Source organism: Streptomyces sp. NBC_00986 (assembly GCF_045162565.1).
In the GTDB taxonomy this organism is placed as follows: domain Bacteria; phylum Actinomycetota; class Actinomycetes; order Streptomycetales; family Streptomycetaceae; genus Streptomyces.
Genome location: NZ_CP108733.1, coordinates 9,032,501 through 9,052,929, shown reverse-complemented (window position 1 = coordinate 9,052,929; position 20,429 = coordinate 9,032,501). Strand labels below are relative to the sequence as shown.

At 69.9% G+C, this 20,429-nt stretch carries 15 protein-coding genes, 2 rRNA genes and 1 pseudogene (1 of these 18 cut by a window edge); 5 read left to right on the top strand and 13 right to left on the bottom strand.

Annotated elements, in window-relative coordinates; translation table 11 throughout:
- Positions 1-456 precede the first annotated feature (456 nt).
- The 3 genes from OG504_RS40665 (at position 457) to OG504_RS40655 (ending at position 4,363) form a co-directional block, all read left to right on the top strand.
- Positions 457-2,259, top strand: coding sequence for a glycoside hydrolase family 15 protein (locus OG504_RS40665; RefSeq protein ID WP_405996565.1), 1,803 nt, complete (start codon positions 457-459; stop codon positions 2,257-2,259).
- Positions 2,260-2,405: 146 nt separating this feature from the next.
- Positions 2,406-2,621, top strand: a complete 216-nt coding sequence (locus OG504_RS40660; protein WP_363096175.1) for a DUF6243 family protein — start codon at positions 2,406-2,408, stop codon at positions 2,619-2,621.
- A 95-nt stretch (positions 2,622-2,716) separates the two neighbouring features.
- Positions 2,717-4,363, top strand: coding sequence for a PucR family transcriptional regulator (locus tag OG504_RS40655; RefSeq protein WP_405994257.1), 1,647 nt, complete (start codon positions 2,717-2,719; stop codon positions 4,361-4,363).
- Positions 4,364-4,481: 118 nt separating this feature from the next.
- On the opposite strand, the gene OG504_RS40650 is transcribed toward OG504_RS40655, so the two are convergent.
- The 5 genes from OG504_RS40650 to OG504_RS40630 form a co-directional block, all read right to left on the bottom strand.
- Entirely contained in the window at positions 4,482-5,621 is a 1,140-nt protein-coding gene (locus OG504_RS40650) for a glycosyltransferase family 4 protein (protein ID WP_405994256.1), read from the bottom strand.
- A 387-nt stretch (positions 5,622-6,008) separates the two neighbouring features.
- Complete coding sequence (gene recN, locus OG504_RS40645) at positions 6,009-7,727, bottom strand: DNA repair protein RecN (RefSeq protein ID WP_405996564.1); 1,719 nt, start codon at positions 7,725-7,727, stop codon at positions 6,009-6,011.
- Positions 7,728-7,857: 130 nt separating this feature from the next.
- Entirely contained in the window at positions 7,858-8,763 is a 906-nt protein-coding gene (locus tag OG504_RS40640; protein ID WP_026179466.1) for an NAD kinase, read from the bottom strand.
- Positions 8,760-9,575, bottom strand: a complete 816-nt coding sequence (locus OG504_RS40635; protein ID WP_405994255.1) for a TlyA family RNA methyltransferase — start codon at positions 9,573-9,575, stop codon at positions 8,760-8,762. The genes OG504_RS40640 and OG504_RS40635 overlap by 4 nt, the downstream gene beginning before the upstream one ends.
- Before the next feature lie 7 nt (positions 9,576-9,582).
- Positions 9,583-9,900: a hypothetical protein gene (locus OG504_RS40630; RefSeq protein ID WP_405994254.1), complete on the bottom strand. Its 318-nt coding sequence runs from the start codon at positions 9,898-9,900 to the stop codon at positions 9,583-9,585.
- A gap of 42 nt (positions 9,901-9,942) precedes the next feature.
- Here OG504_RS40630 and OG504_RS40625 point away from each other — a divergent pair, with 42 nt between their 5' ends.
- Positions 9,943-10,290: an SCP2 sterol-binding domain-containing protein gene (locus OG504_RS40625; protein WP_405994253.1), complete on the top strand. Its 348-nt coding sequence runs from the start codon at positions 9,943-9,945 to the stop codon at positions 10,288-10,290.
- Between the two features lie 18 nt (positions 10,291-10,308).
- Here OG504_RS40625 and OG504_RS40620 read toward each other — a convergent pair whose 3' ends face one another.
- The 4 genes from OG504_RS40620 to OG504_RS40605 all read right to left on the bottom strand — a co-directional run bounded on the left by OG504_RS40620 (position 10,309) and on the right by OG504_RS40605 (position 14,483).
- Positions 10,309-11,226 carry an ABC transporter ATP-binding protein gene (locus OG504_RS40620; protein ID WP_405994252.1) on the bottom strand — a complete coding sequence of 306 codons (918 nt, stop codon included), beginning with the start codon at positions 11,224-11,226 and terminating at the stop codon, positions 10,309-10,311.
- Positions 11,223-12,296: a FecCD family ABC transporter permease gene (locus OG504_RS40615; protein WP_405996563.1), complete on the bottom strand. Its 1,074-nt coding sequence runs from the start codon at positions 12,294-12,296 to the stop codon at positions 11,223-11,225. The genes OG504_RS40620 and OG504_RS40615 overlap by 4 nt, the downstream gene beginning before the upstream one ends.
- Before the next feature lie 17 nt (positions 12,297-12,313).
- Positions 12,314-13,357, bottom strand: coding sequence for a FecCD family ABC transporter permease (locus tag OG504_RS40610; protein ID WP_405994251.1), 1,044 nt, complete (start codon positions 13,355-13,357; stop codon positions 12,314-12,316).
- A gap of 97 nt (positions 13,358-13,454) precedes the next feature.
- Positions 13,455-14,483, bottom strand: coding sequence for an HAD hydrolase-like protein (locus tag OG504_RS40605; protein WP_405994250.1), 1,029 nt, complete (start codon positions 14,481-14,483; stop codon positions 13,455-13,457).
- A 72-nt stretch (positions 14,484-14,555) separates the two neighbouring features.
- Between OG504_RS40605 and OG504_RS40600 the strand changes: the two genes are divergently transcribed.
- Positions 14,556-15,848: a DUF1015 domain-containing protein gene (locus OG504_RS40600; protein ID WP_405994249.1), complete on the top strand. Its 1,293-nt coding sequence runs from the start codon at positions 14,556-14,558 to the stop codon at positions 15,846-15,848.
- A gap of 81 nt (positions 15,849-15,929) precedes the next feature.
- Here OG504_RS40600 and OG504_RS40595 read toward each other — a convergent pair whose 3' ends face one another.
- The 4 genes and pseudogenes from OG504_RS40595 to OG504_RS40580 all read right to left on the bottom strand — a co-directional run.
- On the bottom strand, positions 15,930-16,853 hold the full coding sequence (locus OG504_RS40595; protein WP_405996562.1) for a hypothetical protein: 924 nt from the start codon (positions 16,851-16,853) through the stop codon (positions 15,930-15,932).
- Between the two features lie 21 nt (positions 16,854-16,874).
- Positions 16,875-18,314: pseudogene (locus tag OG504_RS40590) on the bottom strand (hypothetical protein); the annotation flags it as partial.
- 147 nt (positions 18,315-18,461) lie between these two features.
- A 5S ribosomal RNA gene (gene rrf, locus OG504_RS40585) occupies positions 18,462-18,578 on the bottom strand.
- A gap of 106 nt (positions 18,579-18,684) precedes the next feature.
- Positions 18,685-20,429, bottom strand: a 23S ribosomal RNA gene (locus tag OG504_RS40580) (it continues 1,378 nt past the right edge of the window).

Sequence of the window (20,429 nt, the reverse complement as noted above, 5' to 3'; positions counted from 1 at the left end):
GGCGCCGTCGCTGCGGTTCGGGGGTTTCTTGCCCACCGGTCCACGGGCTACCAGGGTATCAGCGCCCGGAGGGGATGGCTTCCGGCCACGCTCCGCGCCCGCCTCGACACGGACGCGACCTGCATCGACATGAACACGCCTCCCGTCGACACAGACGCGCCCTGGTTACCTGCTTCTCACCGGGTGCTCACCCGTTCGGCCCAGGTCCGTTGGCGAGAGCGGCACACAGATCATCTACGTGCGTCGTATCCTGCTCGGACACTCGCTGCCGAGCCGGTCCGGAACACGGCACCACCCCCGCCCGTATCTCCCGGAACAACGAGAGCTCGTCAGTTCGTTGAGCAACGACCGTCATTTGCTTCATGCCTCAACGACGCACTACAAACGATCCCTTGACCGCACACAGCGACCGCCCCTTTTCCATGGGGCGACGTGGCCGTTCGACTGGAGTTGCACGTGGCCGGGCGCATCGAAGATTACGCACTCATCGGAGACATGCAGACCGCTGCCCTGGTCTGCCGGGACGGCACGGTGGACTGGCTCTGCCTGCCCCGATTCGACTCCCATGCCATCTTCGCCGGTCTGTTGGGAACCGAGGAACACGGCTTCTGGCGGCTGGGCCCGGCTCACGCCTCCGACACGCCGCCGCCCATGGCGGCCCGGCGCGGCTACCGCGGCGACTCGCTGATCCTGGAATCCGAGTGGGACACCCCGCGAGGCACGGTCCGCGTGACCGATTTCATGCCCCCTCGCGACGGCGCCCCCCAGCTGATCCGCATCGTCGAGGGCATCTCCGGCCGCGTCCCGATGCGCTCGGCCCTCCGGATGCGTTTCTCCTACGGCCGGGTCGTCCCCTGGGTGCACAAGCACGAGGGCCGCACGGTCGCCGTCGCGGGCCCCGACTCCGTGTGGTTCGACACATCGGCGGAGACCTACGGCAAGCAGCTCACGACGTACGCGGACTTCACGGTCGCCCCGGGTGACCGCATCGCGTTCACCATCTCCTGGGAGCCCTCGCACAAGCAGCCGCCGCCGCTCCCCGAGCCGGAGCAGTCGCTGGAGGCCACGGAGGACTTCTGGCGCGACTGGGTCGAGCAGTGCACGTACCACGGCCCGTACCGCGAGGCCGTGGTCCGCTCCCTGATCACGCTCAAGGCCCTCACCTACGCCCCCACGGGCGGCATCGTGGCCGCGCCCACCACCTCCCTCCCGGAGGAGATCGGCGGCGTCCGCAACTGGGACTACCGCTACACCTGGCTCCGCGACGCGGCCATCACCCTCTCCTCGCTCCTGCGCACCGGCTACCGCGAGGAGGCCCGCGCCTGGCGCGAGTGGCTCCTGCGGGCGGTCGCCGGCGACCCGGAGAACCTGCAGATCATGTACGGCATCGCCGGCGAGCGCGAGCTCGGCGAGGCGGAGCTGGACTGGCTGCCGGGCTACGAGAACTCCGGCCCGGTCCGGGTCGGGAACGGCGCCGCGCACCAGCTCCAGCTGGACGTCTACGGCGAGGTCACCGAGGCCCTGCACCTGGCCCACATGACGGGCCTGGCCCGCAACGACTACGCCTCCCTGCTCCAACTGAAGCTGATCCGCTACCTGGAGAAGCACTGGGACGAGCCCGACGAGGGCATCTGGGAGGTGCGCGGCCCGCGCCGCCACTTCGTGCACTCGAAGGTGATGGCCTGGGTCGCGGTCGACCGCACGATCAAGCTGATCGAGTCGGGCGACGCGGACGGCCCGCTGGAGAAGTGGCGCGAACTGCGCGACGACATCCACCGGGACGTGTGCGAGCGCGGCTACGACAAGGAGCGCAACACCTTCACGCAGTCGTACGGCTCGAAGGAGCTGGACGCCTCGCTGCTCCTGATCCCGCAGATGGGCTTCCTGCCCCCGGACGACAAGCGCGTGATCGGCACGATCGAGGCGATCCAGCGCGAGCTGTCCACCCCGGACGGCTTCATCCTCCGCTACCCGACCTCGGGCACGGACGAGGGCGTCGACGGTCTCCCCGGCGACGAGGGCGCGTTCCTGGCCTGCTCGTTCTGGATGGCGGACGACCTCGCGATGATCGGCCGCGTGGACGAGGCCCGCAAGCTCTTCGAGAAGCTCCTGTCGCTCCGCAACGACCTGGGCCTCCTCGCCGAGGAGTGGGACCCGCGCCTGCAACGCCAGGTCGGCAACTTCCCGCAGGCCTTCAGCCACGTCCCCCTGATCGACACGGCCCTGCGCCTGACGGCGTCGGGGGCCTACGGCGGCTGACACCCGCTGAGCGCAAACCCCGGGCCCGAGATGTGCCCGGGGGCAGCGGCACCGCCGTACCCGCGGCTCAGCGGAACCGGGTAACGTCCTTGTCGTGTTCTTCCGATGAATCCGTAGATCACTCCACATCACTACCGGGAGAACCCGTGACCGTGAGCAAGAACATCAACAACCCCGTGGGCATGGGCGGCGGCCAGCGCAAGAAGCAGTCCCGCGCCGAACGGCAGAACCACGGTCCGCACCGCAATCTCGACCGCCAGGGCGCGGCCGACCAGAAGGCGGAGCTGGTACGCAAGATGCGCGAGAAGGCCCGCGCGGCCGAGGGCGCCGAGCAGGCGGGCGACGACACCGCACAGAGCTGACACACCGCCGCGGCGGAAGAGCTGGACACCGCCGCTGAGTACACGCCCTGGGCTCGAGATGTGCCCGGGGCGTTCCCGCAGGTACCGTCCGCTGCATGGACAGCCGTACGGACAGCACATTCGACAGCCAGGGCGCCGGCATCACCGTTCAGCGGGCGCTGGAGCTGCCCGGGCTGCGCAGCGGGCTGCCGGAGATCCTGGCGGGCGCCGACCGCCTCCAGCGGACCGTGCGCTGGGTGCACGCGGGCGAGGTCCCGAACATCGCCTCCCTCCTCAAGGGCGGCGAACTCCTCCTGACCACGGGCTACGGCCTCGGCACGCGCCCGGCGGAACAACGGGCCTTCGTCCGCACCCTGGCCGAGCGCGGCATCGCGGCCCTGGTCGTCGAACTCGGCCCGCGCTTCGACCGTCTCCCCGCCACCCTCGTCGAGACGGCCAGGGCGACCGGCCTCCCCCTCGTCCAGCTGCACCGCGAGGTGCCGTTCGTCGCGGTCACCGAGGAGATCCACACCGAGATCGTCAACGGCCACTACGCGCTGCTGCAACAGGCCGAGGAGGTCCACCGCCGCTGCACGGAGGCCCTGCTCGGCGGCGGCGGAATCCCCCAAGTCCTGGGCATCCTGGCCGACTTCAGCGGCAACCCGGTCTTCCTGGAGACTCCGGACGGCCAACTCCTCTACGCGGCGGGGTCCGGACCCGAGGGCGCCGACCCGCTCCAGGTGTGGGAGGGCCTGCGCGGCCAGCACAAGGACGCCTCGCCGCCCGCCGGTTCGGTGGTGGTGGACGTGCCCGGCGGCGGTCCCGGTACGGGTTCGGTGCGCGCGCGGATCGTCCTCCTCCCGGTCCGCGCTCCCCTGGCGCCCGTGCACCGCATCGCCGCCGAACGGGCCGCCGACATCCTCGCCGTGGTCCTGATGCAGGCCCGGCAGGAGGAGGAACTGGCGGCACGCGGACGCGGGGACTTCCTCACCGACCTCGCCGAGGGTCGCATCGCCGCGGAGGACGCCCCGGCGCAGGCCCGGGTGCTGGGCTTCAAGCCGGGCACCAGCCCGCTGCTGCCCGTGGTGATGCGCCTGGGCGACGCACTCTCCGCACCGGGCGGCGGCTGGGCGGTCCTGGCCCGCGCGGTCGCCGAGGAGCTGGCCTCGGTGGGCGTCCCGGTCCTGCTGGGCGTACGACCGGTCGAGGGTCGCGTCCCCCTCCTCCTCGGCCTGCGCTCGGAGTCGGAGCGCTCGGCGGTCGCGGACCGGGTGGCGGCCGCGCTGCGCGCGGGAGTTGAGCGCGCCGGCATGCAACGCCCGGGCGCACAGCCGCCGATCGTGGTCGTCGGCGTGGCCGGCGGCTGGGCGGCCGCGTCGGCGGGTCTACGGCACGCGGCCGAGACGGCGACGGCGGCACAGGGCCTGACCGACCAACCCTGGTACGACGCCCGGCGCCTGGACATCGAGCTCCTCCTCTGGCGCCTCCGCGACCACCCGGACCTCGCGGCCTTCGTGGACCGGGCGATCGGCCCGCTCCGCGACCACGACAACCGCTCCAAGCCGCCGCTACTGCCCACCCTGGAAACGTACTTGGCGCACGCGGGCCGCAAGGCGGAGACGGCCCGCGAACTCCACCTCAACCGGCAGACCCTCTACAACAGGCTCGCCCGCATCGGGGAGTTGCTCGGCACGGATCTCGAAGACCCGCAGACGGTACTGGCGTTGAGCCTGGCGCTGCGGGCACGCAGGCTCGTGCCGTAGATCGGTCAACTCGCCGCAGACGCTCAGCATTTGGGCGGCAGTCTCGTCCTCGGTCCGCCAACTGGCCGCCTGCCGGGCACCCTGGCCCCGCAGGCGCCGGCATGGAGAGGCGCCGCCCTCAGGTGAACGGCAGCGGCTGGGTCAACTCGTCGTAGACGCTCAGCACTTGGGCGACCGTCTCGTCCTCCGTGGGCCAAGTGGCCGCCTGCCGGGCGCCCTTCTCCCGGAGCAGTTCCCGGCGTTCGGGATCGCGCAGCAGTCCGGTGACCGCGTCGGCGAGGGCCTTGGCGTCGCCGTAGGGCACGAGTTCGGCGGCGTCGCCGACGAGTTCGGGGATGCCGCCGACGGCGGTCGCGACGAGCGGTACGCAGGCGTGGAGGGCCTCCTGGGCGATCACCGAGCGGGACTCCCACCTGCTGGGCAGGAGTGCGAGATCGGCGGCGGCGAGGAGTTCGCCGACGTCGTCGCGTGGCCCGATGAGCCGCACCGGCAGCTCCTCGTCCTCGATCCGCCGCTGCAACTCGCCCCGCAGCGGCCCCTCCCCCGCGATCACGAGCAACGGCGTCGGATCGAGACGGCACCATCCGCGCGAGGCGTCCAGGAGCGTGTCGTAGCCCCGCTGCCGGTCGAGCGAACCGACGGCGACGAGCAACGGCCGGTCGGTGGCCCCGAGTTCGGCCCGGAGCTTGGGGCTGAGCCGATCGGGATCGTCATGGTCCACGGCGGCTCGACGCGGCCCGGGCAGCGCGACGGCGGCGAGGCGGGCGTCCCGGGCGCCGGTCCGCCGGGCCCGGTCGACGAGATCGGAGGTGGTCCCGAGGACGACCACGGCGGCCTTCACGACCCGCCGCTCCAGCAGCCGCAGCAGGTGCGCCCGCGCGCCTTCGGCATGGGCGCGGTTGTGCCACGTCACGACGAGCGGGGTGCGGCGGCCACTGAGGGCCAGGACGGCGCGGAAGGAGGCGTGCAGCCCGTGCGCGTGCACCAGGTCGGCGTCCGCGCAGGCCGCCCGCAGCGCGGCCACGGAGGCGGGGTCGCTGCCGCGCGGCACGTGCACGTGTTCGGCACCGGCGCCCGTGAAGTCGTAGGTGTGATCGGCCTCGACGGGGGCGCACACCGTGACCCGCACGCCCCGCGCGACGAGCCCGGAGGCCAGGGAGCGCACATGCGCGCTACTGGCGGCGTTGCCTCCGCCGAGCACCTGCACGGTGCGCAGCGGCGACTGGCCGTGCGGTGAGTGGCTGCTCACGGGGGTCACGTGGCCGGGGCTCCTGGTTCGGCGACGGGCGGTCACGAAGAAAGTACAGAAGGATCGGGCGGAGGGGGTGTACCGCACGCTTCCTACGCGTTCCGTCTCAAGGATGCCAGCACGTACGGGTGTTCCGGCAACGCCGGAAGGTGTGGAGGCTGTGCGGAAGGGCAACAGGGGGGCGGGGATCACCCGTACGAGTGAGGGCGCGGGGGGTTCGGTGGTGGGTGGGGCGCGGGGTTGGCGAGGTCGGGCGCTGGAGCTGGGGCAGGCCGGGGCGGAGAGGGCACGCTCGCAAACTGCCCTGACTCGCCCTGTCCGAGAGGGCACGCTCAGAAACCGCCCGTGCCCGCCTTGTCCGAGGGAGCACACACCCGGCCGCCCGAGCCCTCCCCGCTAACCGTCCGCCCGAGCCGTCGCCAGCAACTCCTCCGCATGCGCCCGGGCCGTCTCCGAGTCCTCCTGGCCGGCCAGCATCCGGGACAACTCCCGTACGCGGTCCTCCCCTTCGAGGACCTTCACACCGGAACGGGTCACCGACCCGTCGTTCGTCTTCTCGACCAGCAACTGCCGGTCGGCGAACGCGGCGACCTGGGGCAGGTGGGTCACGACGACGACCTGCGCGGTCTTCGCAAGTTTGGCGAGCCGCCGCCCGATCTCGACCGCCGCCTTGCCGCCGACGCCGGCGTCGACCTCGTCGAAGAGGTAGGTCGGCACGGGGTCGGTCCCGGCGAACACGACCTCCACGGCGAGCATCACGCGCGACAACTCACCGCCGGACGCGCCCTTGGCGATGGGACGCGGCGGAGCACCCGGATGCGGAGCGAGGAGCAGTTCGACCTCGTCGACGCCCGACGGCCCGTAGGCGACCGCACGGCCCCCGACCTCGACGCCCTCCGGATCCTCGGTCTGCCGGATCTCGAACGACACACGCGCGTGCGGCATCGCAAGGGAAGCCAGCTCGGCGGTGACGGCCGCGGCGAACCGCTCGGCGGCCTCGGTCCGCGCATCGGTCAACGCCTGCGCGAGACCGCCCAGTTCACCGCGCAGCGCGTCCCGCTCGGCGGTCAGTTCGTCGATGCGCTCGTCGTCGCCGTCGAGTTCGGTCAGCCGTGAAGCCCCCTGCTCGGCGTACGCGAGCACGGCGGTGATGTCCTCGCCGTACTTCCGGGTGAGCGCGTTGAGGGCGGCCCGGCGTTCCTCGACGGCGGCCAGCCGCAGCGGATCGGCGTCCAGGTCGTCGGCGTAGCCCGCCAACTCCCCCGCCACATCGCCGAGAAGGATGCCGATCTCACCGATCCGGTCGGTGAGCGAGGCCAGTTCGGAGTCGTGCGACCGTACGGCCTCCAGGGCCCGCTGCGCACCCGCGACGAGAGTCGCCGCGTCGATGCCCTCGGGGTCCTCGGGATTACCGGCGAGCGCGGCATGAGCGACCGTAGCAGCGGACGCCAACGCCTCGGCGTGCCCGAGCCGTTCGGCCTCGGCGGCCAGCTCCACATCCTCACCGGCGCGCGGCTCGACGCCCGCGATCTCGTCGAGGCCGTAGCGCAGCATGTCGGCTTCCTGGGCCCGTTCACGCGCGCGCGTGGTGATCTCGTCCAGCTCGACGGCGACGGCACGCAACCGCCGATACGCCTCCGCGTACTTGGCGAGCGGCCCGGTGACGGCGTCACCGGCGTACCGGTCGAGCGCCTGCCGCTGCCGGGACTGCTTCAGCAGCCCCTGCTGGTCGGTCTGCCCGTGCACGGCGACAAGCTCGTCGGCCAGCTCGGCGAGCACCCCCACCGGCACGGAACGCCCGCCCAGATGCGCCCGGGACCGCCCTTCGGCGGAAACGGTACGGCTGATGAGCAGCGTCCCGTCCTCGAGCTCGGCACCCGCCTCCTCGGCCCGCAGGACGGCGGACGCTCCCGGAGGCACGGAGATCCGCCCCTCCACGACCGCGTTCTTCGCCCCGATCCGCACCAGCGCCGGGTCAGCCCGCCCACCCAGCAACAACCCAAGGCTGGTGACGACCATGGTCTTACCTGCACCGGTCTCACCCGTGACAGCGGTGAACCCCGGCGACAGTTCGACGACAGCATCGTCGATGACTCCGAGCGACCGTATCCGCATCTCTTCCAGCACGGTGAAGACCTTACGAGGTAGGGAGGGAGAAGCGCGAGGCGCCCTGTCACTCGGGCGAGTGGCCCCACCTGTTTTTAGGGGCGCGGGGAACTGCGCGACCAGCCCCCACGCACCCGCACTAGTGAGGAGCCCCCCGCCACCCCGAAACAGGCAACGCGAACTTGGCAACAAGCCGATCCGTGAACGACGCATGATGCAGCCGAGCCAGCCGCACAGGCACAGCCCCCCGCCGAACCTCGACCCGAGCCCCGGCAGGCAGCTCAACAGTCCGCCGCCCGTCACACCACAAAACCCCCGGAGGGATGTGCGGCAACACCTCAACGGCAAGCACAGAATCCGGCGACGTAACCAACGGCTTCGCGAACAACGCATGCGCACTGATAGGCACCATCAGCAACGCCTCAACCTCGGGCCACACCACAGGCCCACCAGCGGAGAACGCATACGCCGTAGACCCCGTAGGAGTCGCACAAACGATCCCGTCACACCCGAACCCGGTCACCGGGCGCCCATCAATCTCAAGGACGACTTCCAGCAGCTTCTCGGCTCCGGCCTTCTGCACCGCCGCCTCGTTGAGCGCCCAGTCCGTATGCACGATGTTCCCGTTCTTGTGAACGACGACATCGACGGTCATCCGCTCCTCGACCTCGTACGCCCGCGTGACCACCCGGTCCACGACCTTGTCGAGATCGTCCCGCTCCGCCTCCGCGAGGAACCCCACGCTGCCGAGGTTGACGCCGAGCATCGGCACCCCGGACGCCCGCGCGAACTCCGCCCCCCGGAGCAGCGTGCCGTCGCCCCCGAGGACGATGAGCAGCTCGCAGCCCTCAAGGCACTGCGGGGTGGCCTCGGTGACCGTCTCCACCTCGTCCGGGAGCGGCAGGTCGCGTGCCTCGTACTCCAGGACGCGCACTCCGATGCCGGACTGGAGCAGCCCCTTCACGACCAGTTCGGCACTCCGGATCGCCGCGGGGCGACCCGTGTGCGCGAGCAGGAAAACAGTACGAGCTCGGTTCTGTGTCAACGCGGCCCCTCCGCCACTGCACGGTCAACATCGGCCGGGTCCAGTTCGGGTGCGCCGGCCCGCAGCCACAGAAAGTACTCGACATTCCCGGAGGGCCCGGGCAGCGGGCTGGCGGTGACCCCCTGCACCCCGAGCCCCAGTTCCGCGGCCCGCCGGGCGACACCGCGCACGGCCTCGGCCCGGAGTTCCGGGCTGCGTACGACACCGCCGCTCCCCAGCCGTTCCTTCCCCACCTCGAACTGCGGCTTGACCATCATCACCAGGTCCGCGTCCGGCTTCGTGCACCGCGCCAGGGCGGGCAGCACCAGCCCGAGCGGGATGAAGGACAGATCCCCCACGACTAGATCCACAGGCTCCCCATCGATCGCTTCAAGCGTCAACTCGCGTACGTTCGTACGGTCCTTGACGGTGACGCGTTCATCGCTCTGAAGAGACCACGCGAGTTGTCCGTACCCGACGTCGACCGCCACGACCTGCGTGGCACCGGCGCGCAGCAGCACATCGGTGAAGCCTCCGGTGGACGCGCCGGCGTCCAGCGCCCGCCGCCCCTCGACCACGAGCCCCTGCGGTACGAAGACCGCCAGCGCGCCCGCGAGCTTGTGGCCGCCCCGCGAGACGTAGTCGGGGTCGTCGTCATCCGCTACGACCACGATGGCGGCCGCCGTCTCCACCTGGGTGGCGGGCTTGGTCGCGACGGCCTTGCCCACGGTGACCCGGCCGGCGGCGATCAGCTGGCTCGCGTGCTCCCGCGAGCGCGCGAGCTTCCGTCGGACCAGCTCGGCGTCGAGACGTCGGCGTGCCACTCCTGCCACGTTCGGTTCAGCTCCTGTTGTCGTACGGCCTTGGGGGCACCGGGGGTCCCGGGCGGGCGTCGAGCGCGGTGAGCGCGTCGCGCAGCCCCCGGTGTACATCCTCGTACACCTCGACATGTCCGTCCGTGGCGAGGTGGTCGGTGTCGGCAAGCCGCCCGAGCTGGGCGTCCACGTCGGCGTTGCCGCTCGGGGCACGGTCCACGTTCAGGGGCGCGGGGGCGGCCGGGTCGTACGCGGGCTCCGCCTCCACGACGGCCTCCGGAACGCCGGCCGGAACACCCTCCGCCACGGCCCCGACCTCGGCCTCGGGCAATGAGTCGCTCATGCCCAGACGCTACCCCGAAGGCCTGGGGTACCGTCGATCACGATGGCAACGATCGAAGAGTGCCGCGTCGCACTCGAGAAGCTCTCGGACAACATGCAGAAGGCCGATGGGAACGTCCGCGCCGCCGCGGCCATGGACCGTTCGGTCAGCTGTCGGATCACCGACCTCGACGTCACGTTCGTCGGCCGGCTCTCCGGCGGCCGGATCGTGGTGGACGAGACCGTGCAGGGCCTTCCGGCGGAGAAGGCCCAGATCAGGCTGACCATGGCAGGCGACGACCTCGTCGCCATGGTCGACGGCGGCCTGAACTTCGCGAAGGCCTGGGGCTCGGGCCGGGTGAAGCTGGAGGCCAACGTGTTCGACCTGTTCCGCCTCAGGAAGCTTCTGTAGCGACCTCGGAAGGCCGTCTCAGGAAGCTTCTGTAGCGGCGACTTTGTCGCGGTCGGTACGCGCGCGTGCCTTGCGCGCCGCCGGTACCACCAGCGGCGTCCCCGTCTCCGGGTCGTCGATGACCTGGCAGCGCAGCCCGAAGACCTCCTCGACCAGCTCGGCCGTGACGATGTCGCCCGGGGCGCCCTCCGCGATGACCGCGCCCTCCCGCAGCGCGATGAGGTGGGTGGCGTACCGGGCCGCGTGGTTGAGGTCGTGCAACACCGCGACCAGCGTGCGGCCCTGCTCCTCGTGCAGCTCGGCGCACAGGTCCAGGACGTCTATCTGGTGCTGGATGTCCAGGTAGGTGGTCGGCTCGTCGAGCAGCAGCAAGGGTGTCTGCTGGGCGAGCGCCATCGCGATCCACACGCGCTGCCGCTGCCCGCCGGACAGTTCGTCGACATAGCGATCGGCGAGCTCGGCGACACCGGTCTGCGCCATCGACTCCTGTACGACCCGCTCGTCCTCGGTGGACCACTGGCGCAGGATGCCCTGGTGCGGGTACCGGCCGCGGCCCACGAGGTCGCCGACGGTGATGCCGTCGGGCGCGATGGACGACTGCGGGAGCAGCCCGAGCGTCCGCGCGACCTTCTTCGCCGGCATCGACTGAATGACCTGCCCGTCGAGCAGCACCCGGCCCTCGTTCGGCTTCAGCATCCGGGACAGGGCGCGCAGGAGCGTGGACTTGCCGCACGCGTTCGGGCCGACGATCACCGTGAAGGAGTTGTCGGGTATCTCCACGGACAACTCGCGTGCGATGACGCGCTGGTCGTAGGCGAGGGTGACGTTCTCGGCGGACAGACGATTCACGGTGCTCCTTCGGTGGTTCTCGTTCGCCGAGGCGTTCGTAGAGGTGCTCACTGGGATGTTCGTGGTGCTGTTGGTGGCGGTGCTCATATCCGCCCCGCCTTCCGCTCGGTGACCAGCAGCCACAGCAGGTAGACCCCGCCGAGGACTCCGGTGACCACGCCCACGGGCAACTGGTCGGCGCCGAACGCCCGTTGGGAGGCCCAGTCGGCGGTGACCAGCAGGGTGGCGCCCATGCACAGCGAGGGCACCAGGTTGGGACCCGGCGAGCGGGTCAGGCGCCGGGCGAGCTGCGGTGCCGTAAGAGCGACGAAGCCTACGGGTCCGGCGGCGGCGGTCGCGGCCGAGGTGAGCAGCACGGCGGCCACCATCAGCAGCAGCCGTACGCGCTCGACGCGCACTCCGAGGGCGTACGACACGTCGTCGCCCATCTCCATCATCCGCAGCCCGCGCCCGTTCCCGAGGACGAACGGCACCAGGACGGCGCACAGTGCGAGCAGGGGCCAGACCTGGGTCCAGTCACGGCCGTTGAGGGAACCGGTCATCCAGACGACCGCGCGGGCCGCGTCGACAAGGTTGGCCTTGGTGAGCAGATAGCCGTTGACCGCGGTGACCACGGCGGAGACGCCGATGCCGACGAGGACGAGCCGGTACCCGTGCACCCCCTGCTTCCAGGCGAGCAGATAGATCGCGAGCCCGGTCACCAGACCGCCGACGAGCGCCCCGAGGGTGACCGCGGTCGCGCTGCCGGAGAACAGCACGATGACGACGAGCGCCCCGGCCGTCGACCCCTGCGAGAGGCCGAGCACGTCCGGACTGCCCAGCGGATTACGGGAGATGGACTGGAACAGCGCACCGCCGAGCCCGAGCGAGGCACCGACCAGGAGCCCGACGAGGACTCGCGGCAGCCGCAGTTCGTTGACGATGAACTCCTGACCCGCGTCACCGCCCCCGAACAGCGTCTTGAGGACGTCACCGGCCGGGATCGGGAAGTCCCCGGTACCGATCAGCACGACACTCGCGGCGAGCGCGCAGAGCAGGAGCAGGACGACGACCGTGAAGGCGCGGGGGTCGAAGCGGAGGGAGAAGCCACCGGTCCGGACAGCCCGCGTACGGAGAGCCCGGGTCTGGGCGGCCTTCGCAACTGGGCCGTCCTGCACCGTCGTTGGAGAGGGATTCACAGCTGAGTCGTCCTTCGGCGCCGCACGAGATAGATGAAGACCGGCCCGCCGATGATCGCGGTGACGATCCCGACCTGGAGCTCCGCGGGCCGCGCGATCAACCGGCCCAGGACGTCCGCGCCGAGCAACAGCACGGGCGACAGGATCGTGGCGTACGGCAGGATCCAGCGCAGGTCGGGGCCGGTAAAGGAACGCACCACATGCGGCACCATCAGGCCGACGAACACGATCGGGCCGCAGGCGGCGGTCGCCGCACCGCACAGCACGGTCGCGGAGAGCATGGCGAGCGCGCGGGTGCGGTTGAGGTTGGCGCCGAGGGCGCGAGCGGTGTCGTCGCCCATCGCGACCGCGTTCAGGGGGCGGGCGAGCAGCAGCGCGACGACCGTGCCGACCGCGAAGAACGGGGCGACCTGCGTGATCGTCGAGCCGGTGGCCGAGGCCAGTGAACCGACCGTCCAGAAGCGCATCTTGGAGAGCGCCGCGTCGTCCATGATCATGACGGCCTGGAGATAGCCGTAGAGCGCGGCGCTGATCGCGGTGCCGGCGAGCGCGAGGCGCACGGGGGTGGCGCCCCGGCTGCCGCCCAGGAACCAGACCAGCGCACCGACGACGGCCGCACCCGCGAAGGCGAACCAGACGTAGCCGCTCAGACTCGTCACACCGAAGTACGTGATCGCGGTGACGACGGCGGCCGAGGCGCCCGCGTTGATGCCGAGGAGGCCGGGGTCCGCGAGGGGGTTGCGGGTGAGCGCCTGGAGGACGGCACCGGACAGGCCCAGCGCGGCACCGGCGAGCAGCCCGAGGACCGTACGGGAGATCCGGTCGTCGACCACGACGTCCGCGTACGTCCCCGTGTCATGGAACAGGCCGTGCCACACATCCCCCAACGGCAGCGATTTCGCGCCGATCGCGATGCTCGCCAGGGCCACGAGGACCAGGAGCGCCACGGAGGCGAAGAGCCCAAGGACACGTATCGCCCGGCGGGTTGGGGGCGCGGGGGCGGTCTCCGCGCGCTGTTCTGGGGGACTGTCGACCAACACGAGGTTAGGTTAGCCTACCCTCGCATTCGAGCCGAAGGGCGCGTCCCGCTTCACCGCCGCTCAGCGCCCTGGATGCCGAGCCCCCCGCCTCCCCATGTCACAGCCCCAGCCGCGCCAGCGCCTTCTCCCCGTCCAGCGCGCAGGAACCGTCGCCCGCCGCCGTCCAGGCCGCCGCACAGAGCGCCCGGAGCCCGTCCATGGGCTCGCCCTCACCGTCGAGTTCCAGCCGGTCACGGCCCGCCGTCGCCGTCCAGCCACCGCACCGGAAGCCGTCTCCCGCCCCGGTGACCTCGGGCTGCCCGGTGAGCATGCCCCGCAGATCGGCGTCGACGTACGTCGGCCGGTGCTGCGGCGGCGCGGCGAGGAGCTGCGCGCCGTCGGTCACACCGGTCAGGACGAGCAGCGAATCGACCTCCCCGTTGAACGCCCCCTCGATGTCCGTGTCCAGCCGGTCCCCGACCACCAACGGCCGCTCGGCGCCCGTCCGCAGGATCGTCTCCTTGTGCATGGGCGGCAGCGGCTTGCCCGCCACCTGCGGCTCGGCCCCGGTCGCTATCCGTACGACCTCCACCGCCGCGCCGTTGCCCGGCGCGATGCCGCGCGCGCTCGGGATCGTCAGGTCGGTGTTGGAGGCAAACCACGGCACCCCGCGCGCGATGGCGTAACTGGCCTCCGCGAACCTCCCCCAGGCCAGGTCGGGGCCGCCGTAACCCTGTACGACCGCGACCGGCTCGTCGTCCGCCGAGTCGACGGGCTCGAGCCCGCGCTCGCGCAGCGCGACCCGCAGCCCCTCTCCGCCGATCACCAGCACGCGGGAGCCCGCCGGCACCTGCTCGCTGATCAGCCGGGCGACGGCCTGCGCGGAGGTGATGACGTCGTCGGCCCCCGTCGGTATCCCCAGCTCGGTGAGATGCTCGGCCACGGCATCCGGCGTCCGCAGAGCGTTGTTCGTGACGTAGGCGAGACGCATCCCGCCCGCGCGGGCGGTGGCGAGCGAGTCGACCGCGTGGGCGATCGCGTTGCCCCCCGCGTACACCACCCCGTCGAGGTCGAGCAGCGCCGTGTCGTACGCCTCGCTCAGGGCCCGGGCACTGCCCTCGGGGCTCGTCCTGACGCTCTGGCTCATTCCACATCGCTCCTCGTTCGATCGCTTTCACCCGATCATCCCGCATGCCACTGACACACGTACGATGCCGGGATGAACACCGCAGGTCACTCGGAAGCAACGGAGCGCCGAGGCCTGGAACTCACCCCGTTCCGAGGCCTTCGCTACGACCCCGACCTGGTCGGCAGTCTGGCCGCCGTGACGTCCCCACCGTACGACGTGGTCGTACGCCCCGACGGCCTGCACCACCTCCAGGACTCCGACCCGCACAACATCGTCCGGCTGATCCTCCCGCAGGCCACCACCGCCGGCGCTCGCAACGAACAGGCCGCGGACACCCTGCACCGCTGGCTCTCCGAGGGAGTCCTCACCACGGACCCCGAGCCCGGCCTGTACGTCTACGAACAGCACGACGGCAACGGCCTGCTGCAACGCGGCGTCATCGGCGCCCTGCGCCTGTCCGACCCGTCGGAGGGTGTGGTCCTGCCACACGAGGACGTCATGCCGCATGTGGTCGCCGACCGCGCGGCCCTCATGCGCGCCACCTCGGCGAACTTCGAACCCCTGCTCCTGACGTACCGCGGCAACGGCACGCCGTCCGACACGACGACGGTGGTCGAGCGCATCGCCGAGGACCCCGCGCTCCTGTCGACGACCACGGAGGACGGCTACAGCCACCGCCTCTGGTCGGTCACCGACCCCACCGACCTGGCCCGCATCCAGACGGACCTCGCCAACCACCAGGCCCTGATCGCCGACGGCCACCATCGCTGGGCGACCTATCGACGTCTACGCGCGGAGCATCCCTCCCCCAGCCCCTGGGACTACGGCCTCGTCCTCCTCGTCGACACGGCCCGCTACCCGCTCCGCGTCCGCGCGATCCACCGCCTCCTGCACGGCGTCCCGGTCGCCGACGCCCTCGCCGCCCTGGAGGGCCTGTTCCGCGTACAGCACCTGGACATGCCCCTCCCGGAAGCCCTGGAGGTGCTCGCCGACGCGGCCTGCGCGGGCAACGCCTTCCTCCTCGCCGGCGACGGCGCCTTCCACCTGGTCGACCACCCGGACCCGGACCTCCTGGCCCGTACGATCCCGGCCGACCGCCCCACGGCCTGGCGCACCCTGGACGCGACAGTCCTGCACGCCACCCTCCTGGACCACGTCTGGCACATCCCTGAGGACGACCCGGCCCACATCGCCTACATCCACGACACCGCCGCCACCGTCCGCAAGGCCGAACGAGACGGCGGTACGGCCGTGTTGATGCACCCCGTCCGCGAGGAGGTCGTCCGCGACCTGGCCCGCCAGGGCGTCACGATGCCCCGCAAGTCGACGTCCTTCGGCCCTAAGCCAGCCTCGGGGCTGGTGCTGCGCGCGCTGGACACCTGAGACGCGGCCATCGACACCGGAGACGCGAAAGGGCGGGACCCCAGGTGCTGGGTCCCGCCCTTGTCACTTCACTGACGTAGGTCAGCTCTTGTCGTCGTCCTCGTCGTCCTTGTCGTCTTCTTTAAGAAGGACATCTTCCTTGACGACGTCTTCCTTGGTCTCGGCCGCGGCTTCGACCTCGTCGTCGTCCTCGATGTCGTCGTCCTCGTCCTCGTCCTCGTCGTCCAACTCGTCAACTACGGAGACGTCGTCCTGAGACTCGACCTCGTCGTCGACCTCAGTCTCAGCGGCGATCACGGTGTCGCTGTCGTCCTCGTCATCGTCCTCGACGAACGCGTCGACGAACTCGACCCCGTCCATCGCGGCGAGCCGGTCCGACGCGTCCGTGCTGCCGTCCTTGTCGGACTCCAAGGCCTTGGCGAACCACTCCCGCGCCTCGCCCTCACGCCCGGCGGCGAGCAGGGCGTCGGCGTAGGCGTACCGCAGTCGCGCGGTCCACGGCTGCACGGTGTTCGAGGCCAGCTCCGGGCTCTGCAACGTGACGATGGCCGCGTCGAGCTGGTCCATGTCACGCCGGGCACCGGCCGCGACGAGCCGCATCTCGACCTGCCCGGCCTTGTCGAGCTTGTGCACCTCGGCGGCGCCGGCCATCTCCAGCGCCTTCTCGGGCCGCCCGAGCCCACGCTCGCAGTCGGCCATCACGGGCCACAGGTCCACGCTGCCGGTCATCCGCCGCGCCGCCCGGAACTCGGCCAGCGCCTCGCTGTACTTCTGGTTCGCATACGCGGCGAACCCGGCCGCCTCACGTACGGCGGCGACGCGCGACGCCAGTCGCAGGGCGATCTTGGAGTAGGCGTAGGCGGCCTCGGGGTCCTCGTCGATGAGCCGGGCGACCATCACCAGGTTCTTCGACACGTCCTCCGCGAGCCCCTTCGGCAGACTCATCAGCTCCTGCCGTACGTCCTTGTCGATCTCCTCGCCCGTGACGTCCTCCGGGATCGGCAGCCGCTTGATCGGCTCGCGGTCGCGCTCCCGCTCATCACGGAACCGGCTGCCTCCACCACGGCGGTCGTCGCCCCGACGGTCGTCACGCCGGTCGTCGCGGCGGTCATCACGCCGGAACGCCGGTCGCTCACCACGGCTGTCATCCCGACGGAACCCTCCGCGATCGCCGCCGCGGTCATCACGGCGGGGGCCTGACGGACGGTCGTCGCGACGCGGACCGGCGGGCCGGTCATCACGACGCGGGCCGGCGGAACGGTCGTCGCGGCGGGGGTAGCTGCCACGGTCACCACGGTCGTCGTCACGCCGGAAGGCAGGACGCTCGCCACCCCGGTTGTCACTGCGGTCATCACGACGGAACGGCGGACGCTCACCACGGCTGTCATCCCGGCGGAAGGCCGGACGATCCCCACCGCGGTCATCGCGACGCGGCCCGGACGGACGGTCGTCGCGGCGGGGGTAGCTGCCACGGTCACCACGGTTGTCGTCACGCCGGAAAGCGGGACGGTCGCCGTCACGGCGGTCGTCCCTACGGTCATCACGACGGAAGGGCGGACGCTCGCCACCCCGGTTGTCACTGCGGTCATCACGACGGAACGGCGGACGCTCACCACGGCTGTCGTCACGACGGAAGGCCGGACGATCGCCGCCGCGGTCATCGCGACGGGGGCCGGAGGGCCGGTCGTCACGGCGCGGAGCCGCCGAACGGTCGTCGCGGCCACGGTAGCCACCGCGATCGTCACTGCCACGGTCGTCGCTACGGCGGTCATCGCGCCGGTCGTCACGACGGGGGTAGCTGCCACGGTCACCGCGGTCGTCATCACGCCGGAAGGCAGGACGCTCGCCCCGGTTGTCGCCGCGGTCATCACGACGGAACGGCGGACGCTCACCACGACTGTCGTCACGACGGAAGCCGCCACCGCCACCGCGGTTGTCGTCCCGACGGAACGGCGGACGCTCGCCCCGGCTGTCATCGCGCCGGAACCCACCGCCGCCACCGCGGTTGTCGTCACGACGCTCACCGCCACGGTTGTCGCTGCGGTCGTCACGCCGGAATGCGGGCCGCTCACCACGGTTGTCGTCCCGACGGAAACCACCGGGACGCCCTCCTCGCTCGCCGCCGCGGTCATCACGCCGGGGACCGGACGGACGGTCGTCACGACGCGGACCTGCGGGACGGTCATCGCGACGCGGGCCGGCGGAACGGTCGTCACGACCACGGTAGCCACCGCGATCGCCACCGCCCCCGCTGCCGGCGCCGCCACGGTCGTCGCGGCGAGGGGCACCACCGCGGTTGTCGTCGCGACGGCCGTAGCCACCGCGATCGCTGCTGCCGCCGCGGTCGTTCCCACGGTCGTTGCTACGGCTCGGGCCTCCGCGGTACCCACCACGGTCGCCGCGGTCACCACTGTCCCGTCGCCGCTCCTCGCGCTCGGGTCGGTCCTCGGGAGAGTTGGTGGACATCGGTGACTCCTGTCTTCGGTACCGCAAGTCATTCTCGCGCAGCCAGCGACTCGGCGCGCTCCGGACTGTGTTTCTGAAAGTTTCTGAAAAAACAAAAGGACCCCTGGTCCCAGCGTGAACGCTGGGACCAGGGGTCCTCCAAATATTGTTCGGCGGCGTCCTACTCTCCCACAGGGTCCCCCCTGCAGTACCATCGGCGCTGTAAGGCTTAGCTTCCGGGTTCGAAATGTAACCGGGCGTTTCCCTCACGCTATGACCACCGAAACCCTAATGGTTTCGAGCGAACAAGCACACTTTTCTGTTGTGTGGTTCAAGCTCTAGCCGACAACTGTTCGTTGTCTCAGAACTAACACAGTGGACGCGAGCAACTGAGGACAAGCCCTCGGCCTATTAGTACCGGTCACCTCCAGCGGTTACCCGCCTTCCAGATCCGGCCTATCAACCCAGTCGTCTACTGGGAGCCTTAACCCCTCAAGGGGGTGGGAACACTCATCTCGAAGCAGGCTTCCCGCTTAGATGCTTTCAGCGGTTATCCCTCCCGAACGTAGCCAACCAGCCATGCCCTTGGCAGAACAACTGGCACACCAGAGGTTCGTCCGTCCCGGTCCTCTCGTACTAGGGACAGCCCTTCTCAATGTTCCTGCGCGCGCAGCGGATAGGGACCGAACTGTCTCACGACGTTCTAAACCCAGCTCGCGTACCGCTTTAATGGGCGAACAGCCCAACCCTTGGGACCGACTCCAGCCCCAGGATGCGACGAGCCGACATCGAGGTGCCAAACCATCCCGTCGATATGGACTCTTGGGGAAGATCAGCCTGTTATCCCCGGGGTACCTTTTATCCGTTGAGCGACGGCGCTTCCACAAGCCACCGCCGGATCACTAGTCCCGACTTTCGTCCCTGCTCGACCCGTCGGTCTCACAGTCAAGCTCCCTTGTGCACTTACACTCAACACCTGATTGCCAACCAGGCTGAGGGAACCTTTGGGCGCCTCCGTTACTCTTTAGGAGGCAACCGCCCCAGTTAAACTACCCATCAGACACTGTCCCTGATCCGGATCACGGACCCAGGTTAGACATCCAGCACGACCAGACTGGTATTTCAACGACGACTCCCACCGAACTGGCGTCCGATGCTCAAAGTCTCCCAGCTATCCTACACAAGCCGAACCGAACACCAATATCAAACTGTAGTAAAGGTCCCGGGGTCTTTCCGTCCTGCTGCGCGAAACGAGCATCTTTACTCGTAGTGCAATTTCACCGGGCCTATGGTTGAGACAGTCGAGAAGTCGTTACGCCATTCGTGCAGGTCGGAACTTACCCGACAAGGAATTTCGCTACCTTAGGATGGTTATAGTTACCACCGCCGTTTACTGGCGCTTAAGTTCTCAGCTTCGCCCAACCGAAGTTGGACTAACCGGTCCCCTTAACGTTCCAGCACCGGGCAGGCGTCAGTCCGTATACATCGCCTTACGGCTTCGCACGGACCTGTGTTTTTAGTAAACAGTCGCTTCTCGCTGGTCTCTGCGGCCACCCCCAGCTCAAGGAGCAAGTCCTCTCACCGGTGATGGCCCCCCTTCTCCCGAAGTTACGGGGGCATTTTGCCGAGTTCCTTAACCATAGTTCACCCGAACGCCTCAGTATTCTCTACCTGACCACCTGAGTCGGTTTAGGGTACGGGCCGCCATGAAACTCGCTAGAGGCTTTTCTCGACAGCATAGGATCATCCACTTCACCACAATCGGCTCGGCATCAGGTCTCAGACTATGTGTGATCCGGATTTGCCTAGACCACGTCCTACACCCTTACCCCGGGACAACCACCGCCCGGGATGGACTACCTTCCTGCGTCACCCCATCACTCACCTACTAACCGCTTGGGCCGGCGGCTCCACCACTTTCCATTCCCCGAAGGGTCCGGAACGGCTTCACGGCCTTAGCATCACGATGCTCGATGTTTGACGCTTCACAGCGGGTACCGGAATATCAACCGGTTATCCATCGACTACGCCTGTCGGCCTCGCCTTAGGTCCCGACTTACCCTGGGCAGATCAGCTTGACCCAGGAACCCTTAGTCAATCGGCGCACACGTTTCTCACGTGTGTATCGCTACTCAT

Coding starts and splice junctions, on each gene's coding strand:
- OG504_RS40625 (WP_405994253.1), top strand. CDS start 9,943: ATGGCAACGATCGAAGAGTGCCGCGTCGCACTCGAGAAGCTCTCGGAC.
- recN (WP_405996564.1), bottom strand. CDS start 7,727: ATGCGGATACGGTCGCTCGGAGTCATCGACGATGCTGTCGTCGAACTG.
- OG504_RS40620 (WP_405994252.1), bottom strand. CDS start 11,226: ATGAGCACCGCCACCAACAGCACCACGAACATCCCAGTGAGCACCTCT.
- OG504_RS40655 (WP_405994257.1), top strand. CDS start 2,717: ATGGACAGCCGTACGGACAGCACATTCGACAGCCAGGGCGCCGGCATC.
- OG504_RS40630 (WP_405994254.1), bottom strand. CDS start 9,900: ATGAGCGACTCATTGCCCGAGGCCGAGGTCGGGGCCGTGGCGGAGGGT.
- OG504_RS40600 (WP_405994249.1), top strand. CDS start 14,556: ATGAACACCGCAGGTCACTCGGAAGCAACGGAGCGCCGAGGCCTGGAA.
- OG504_RS40605 (WP_405994250.1), bottom strand. CDS start 14,483: ATGAGCCAGAGCGTCAGGACGAGCCCCGAGGGCAGTGCCCGGGCCCTG.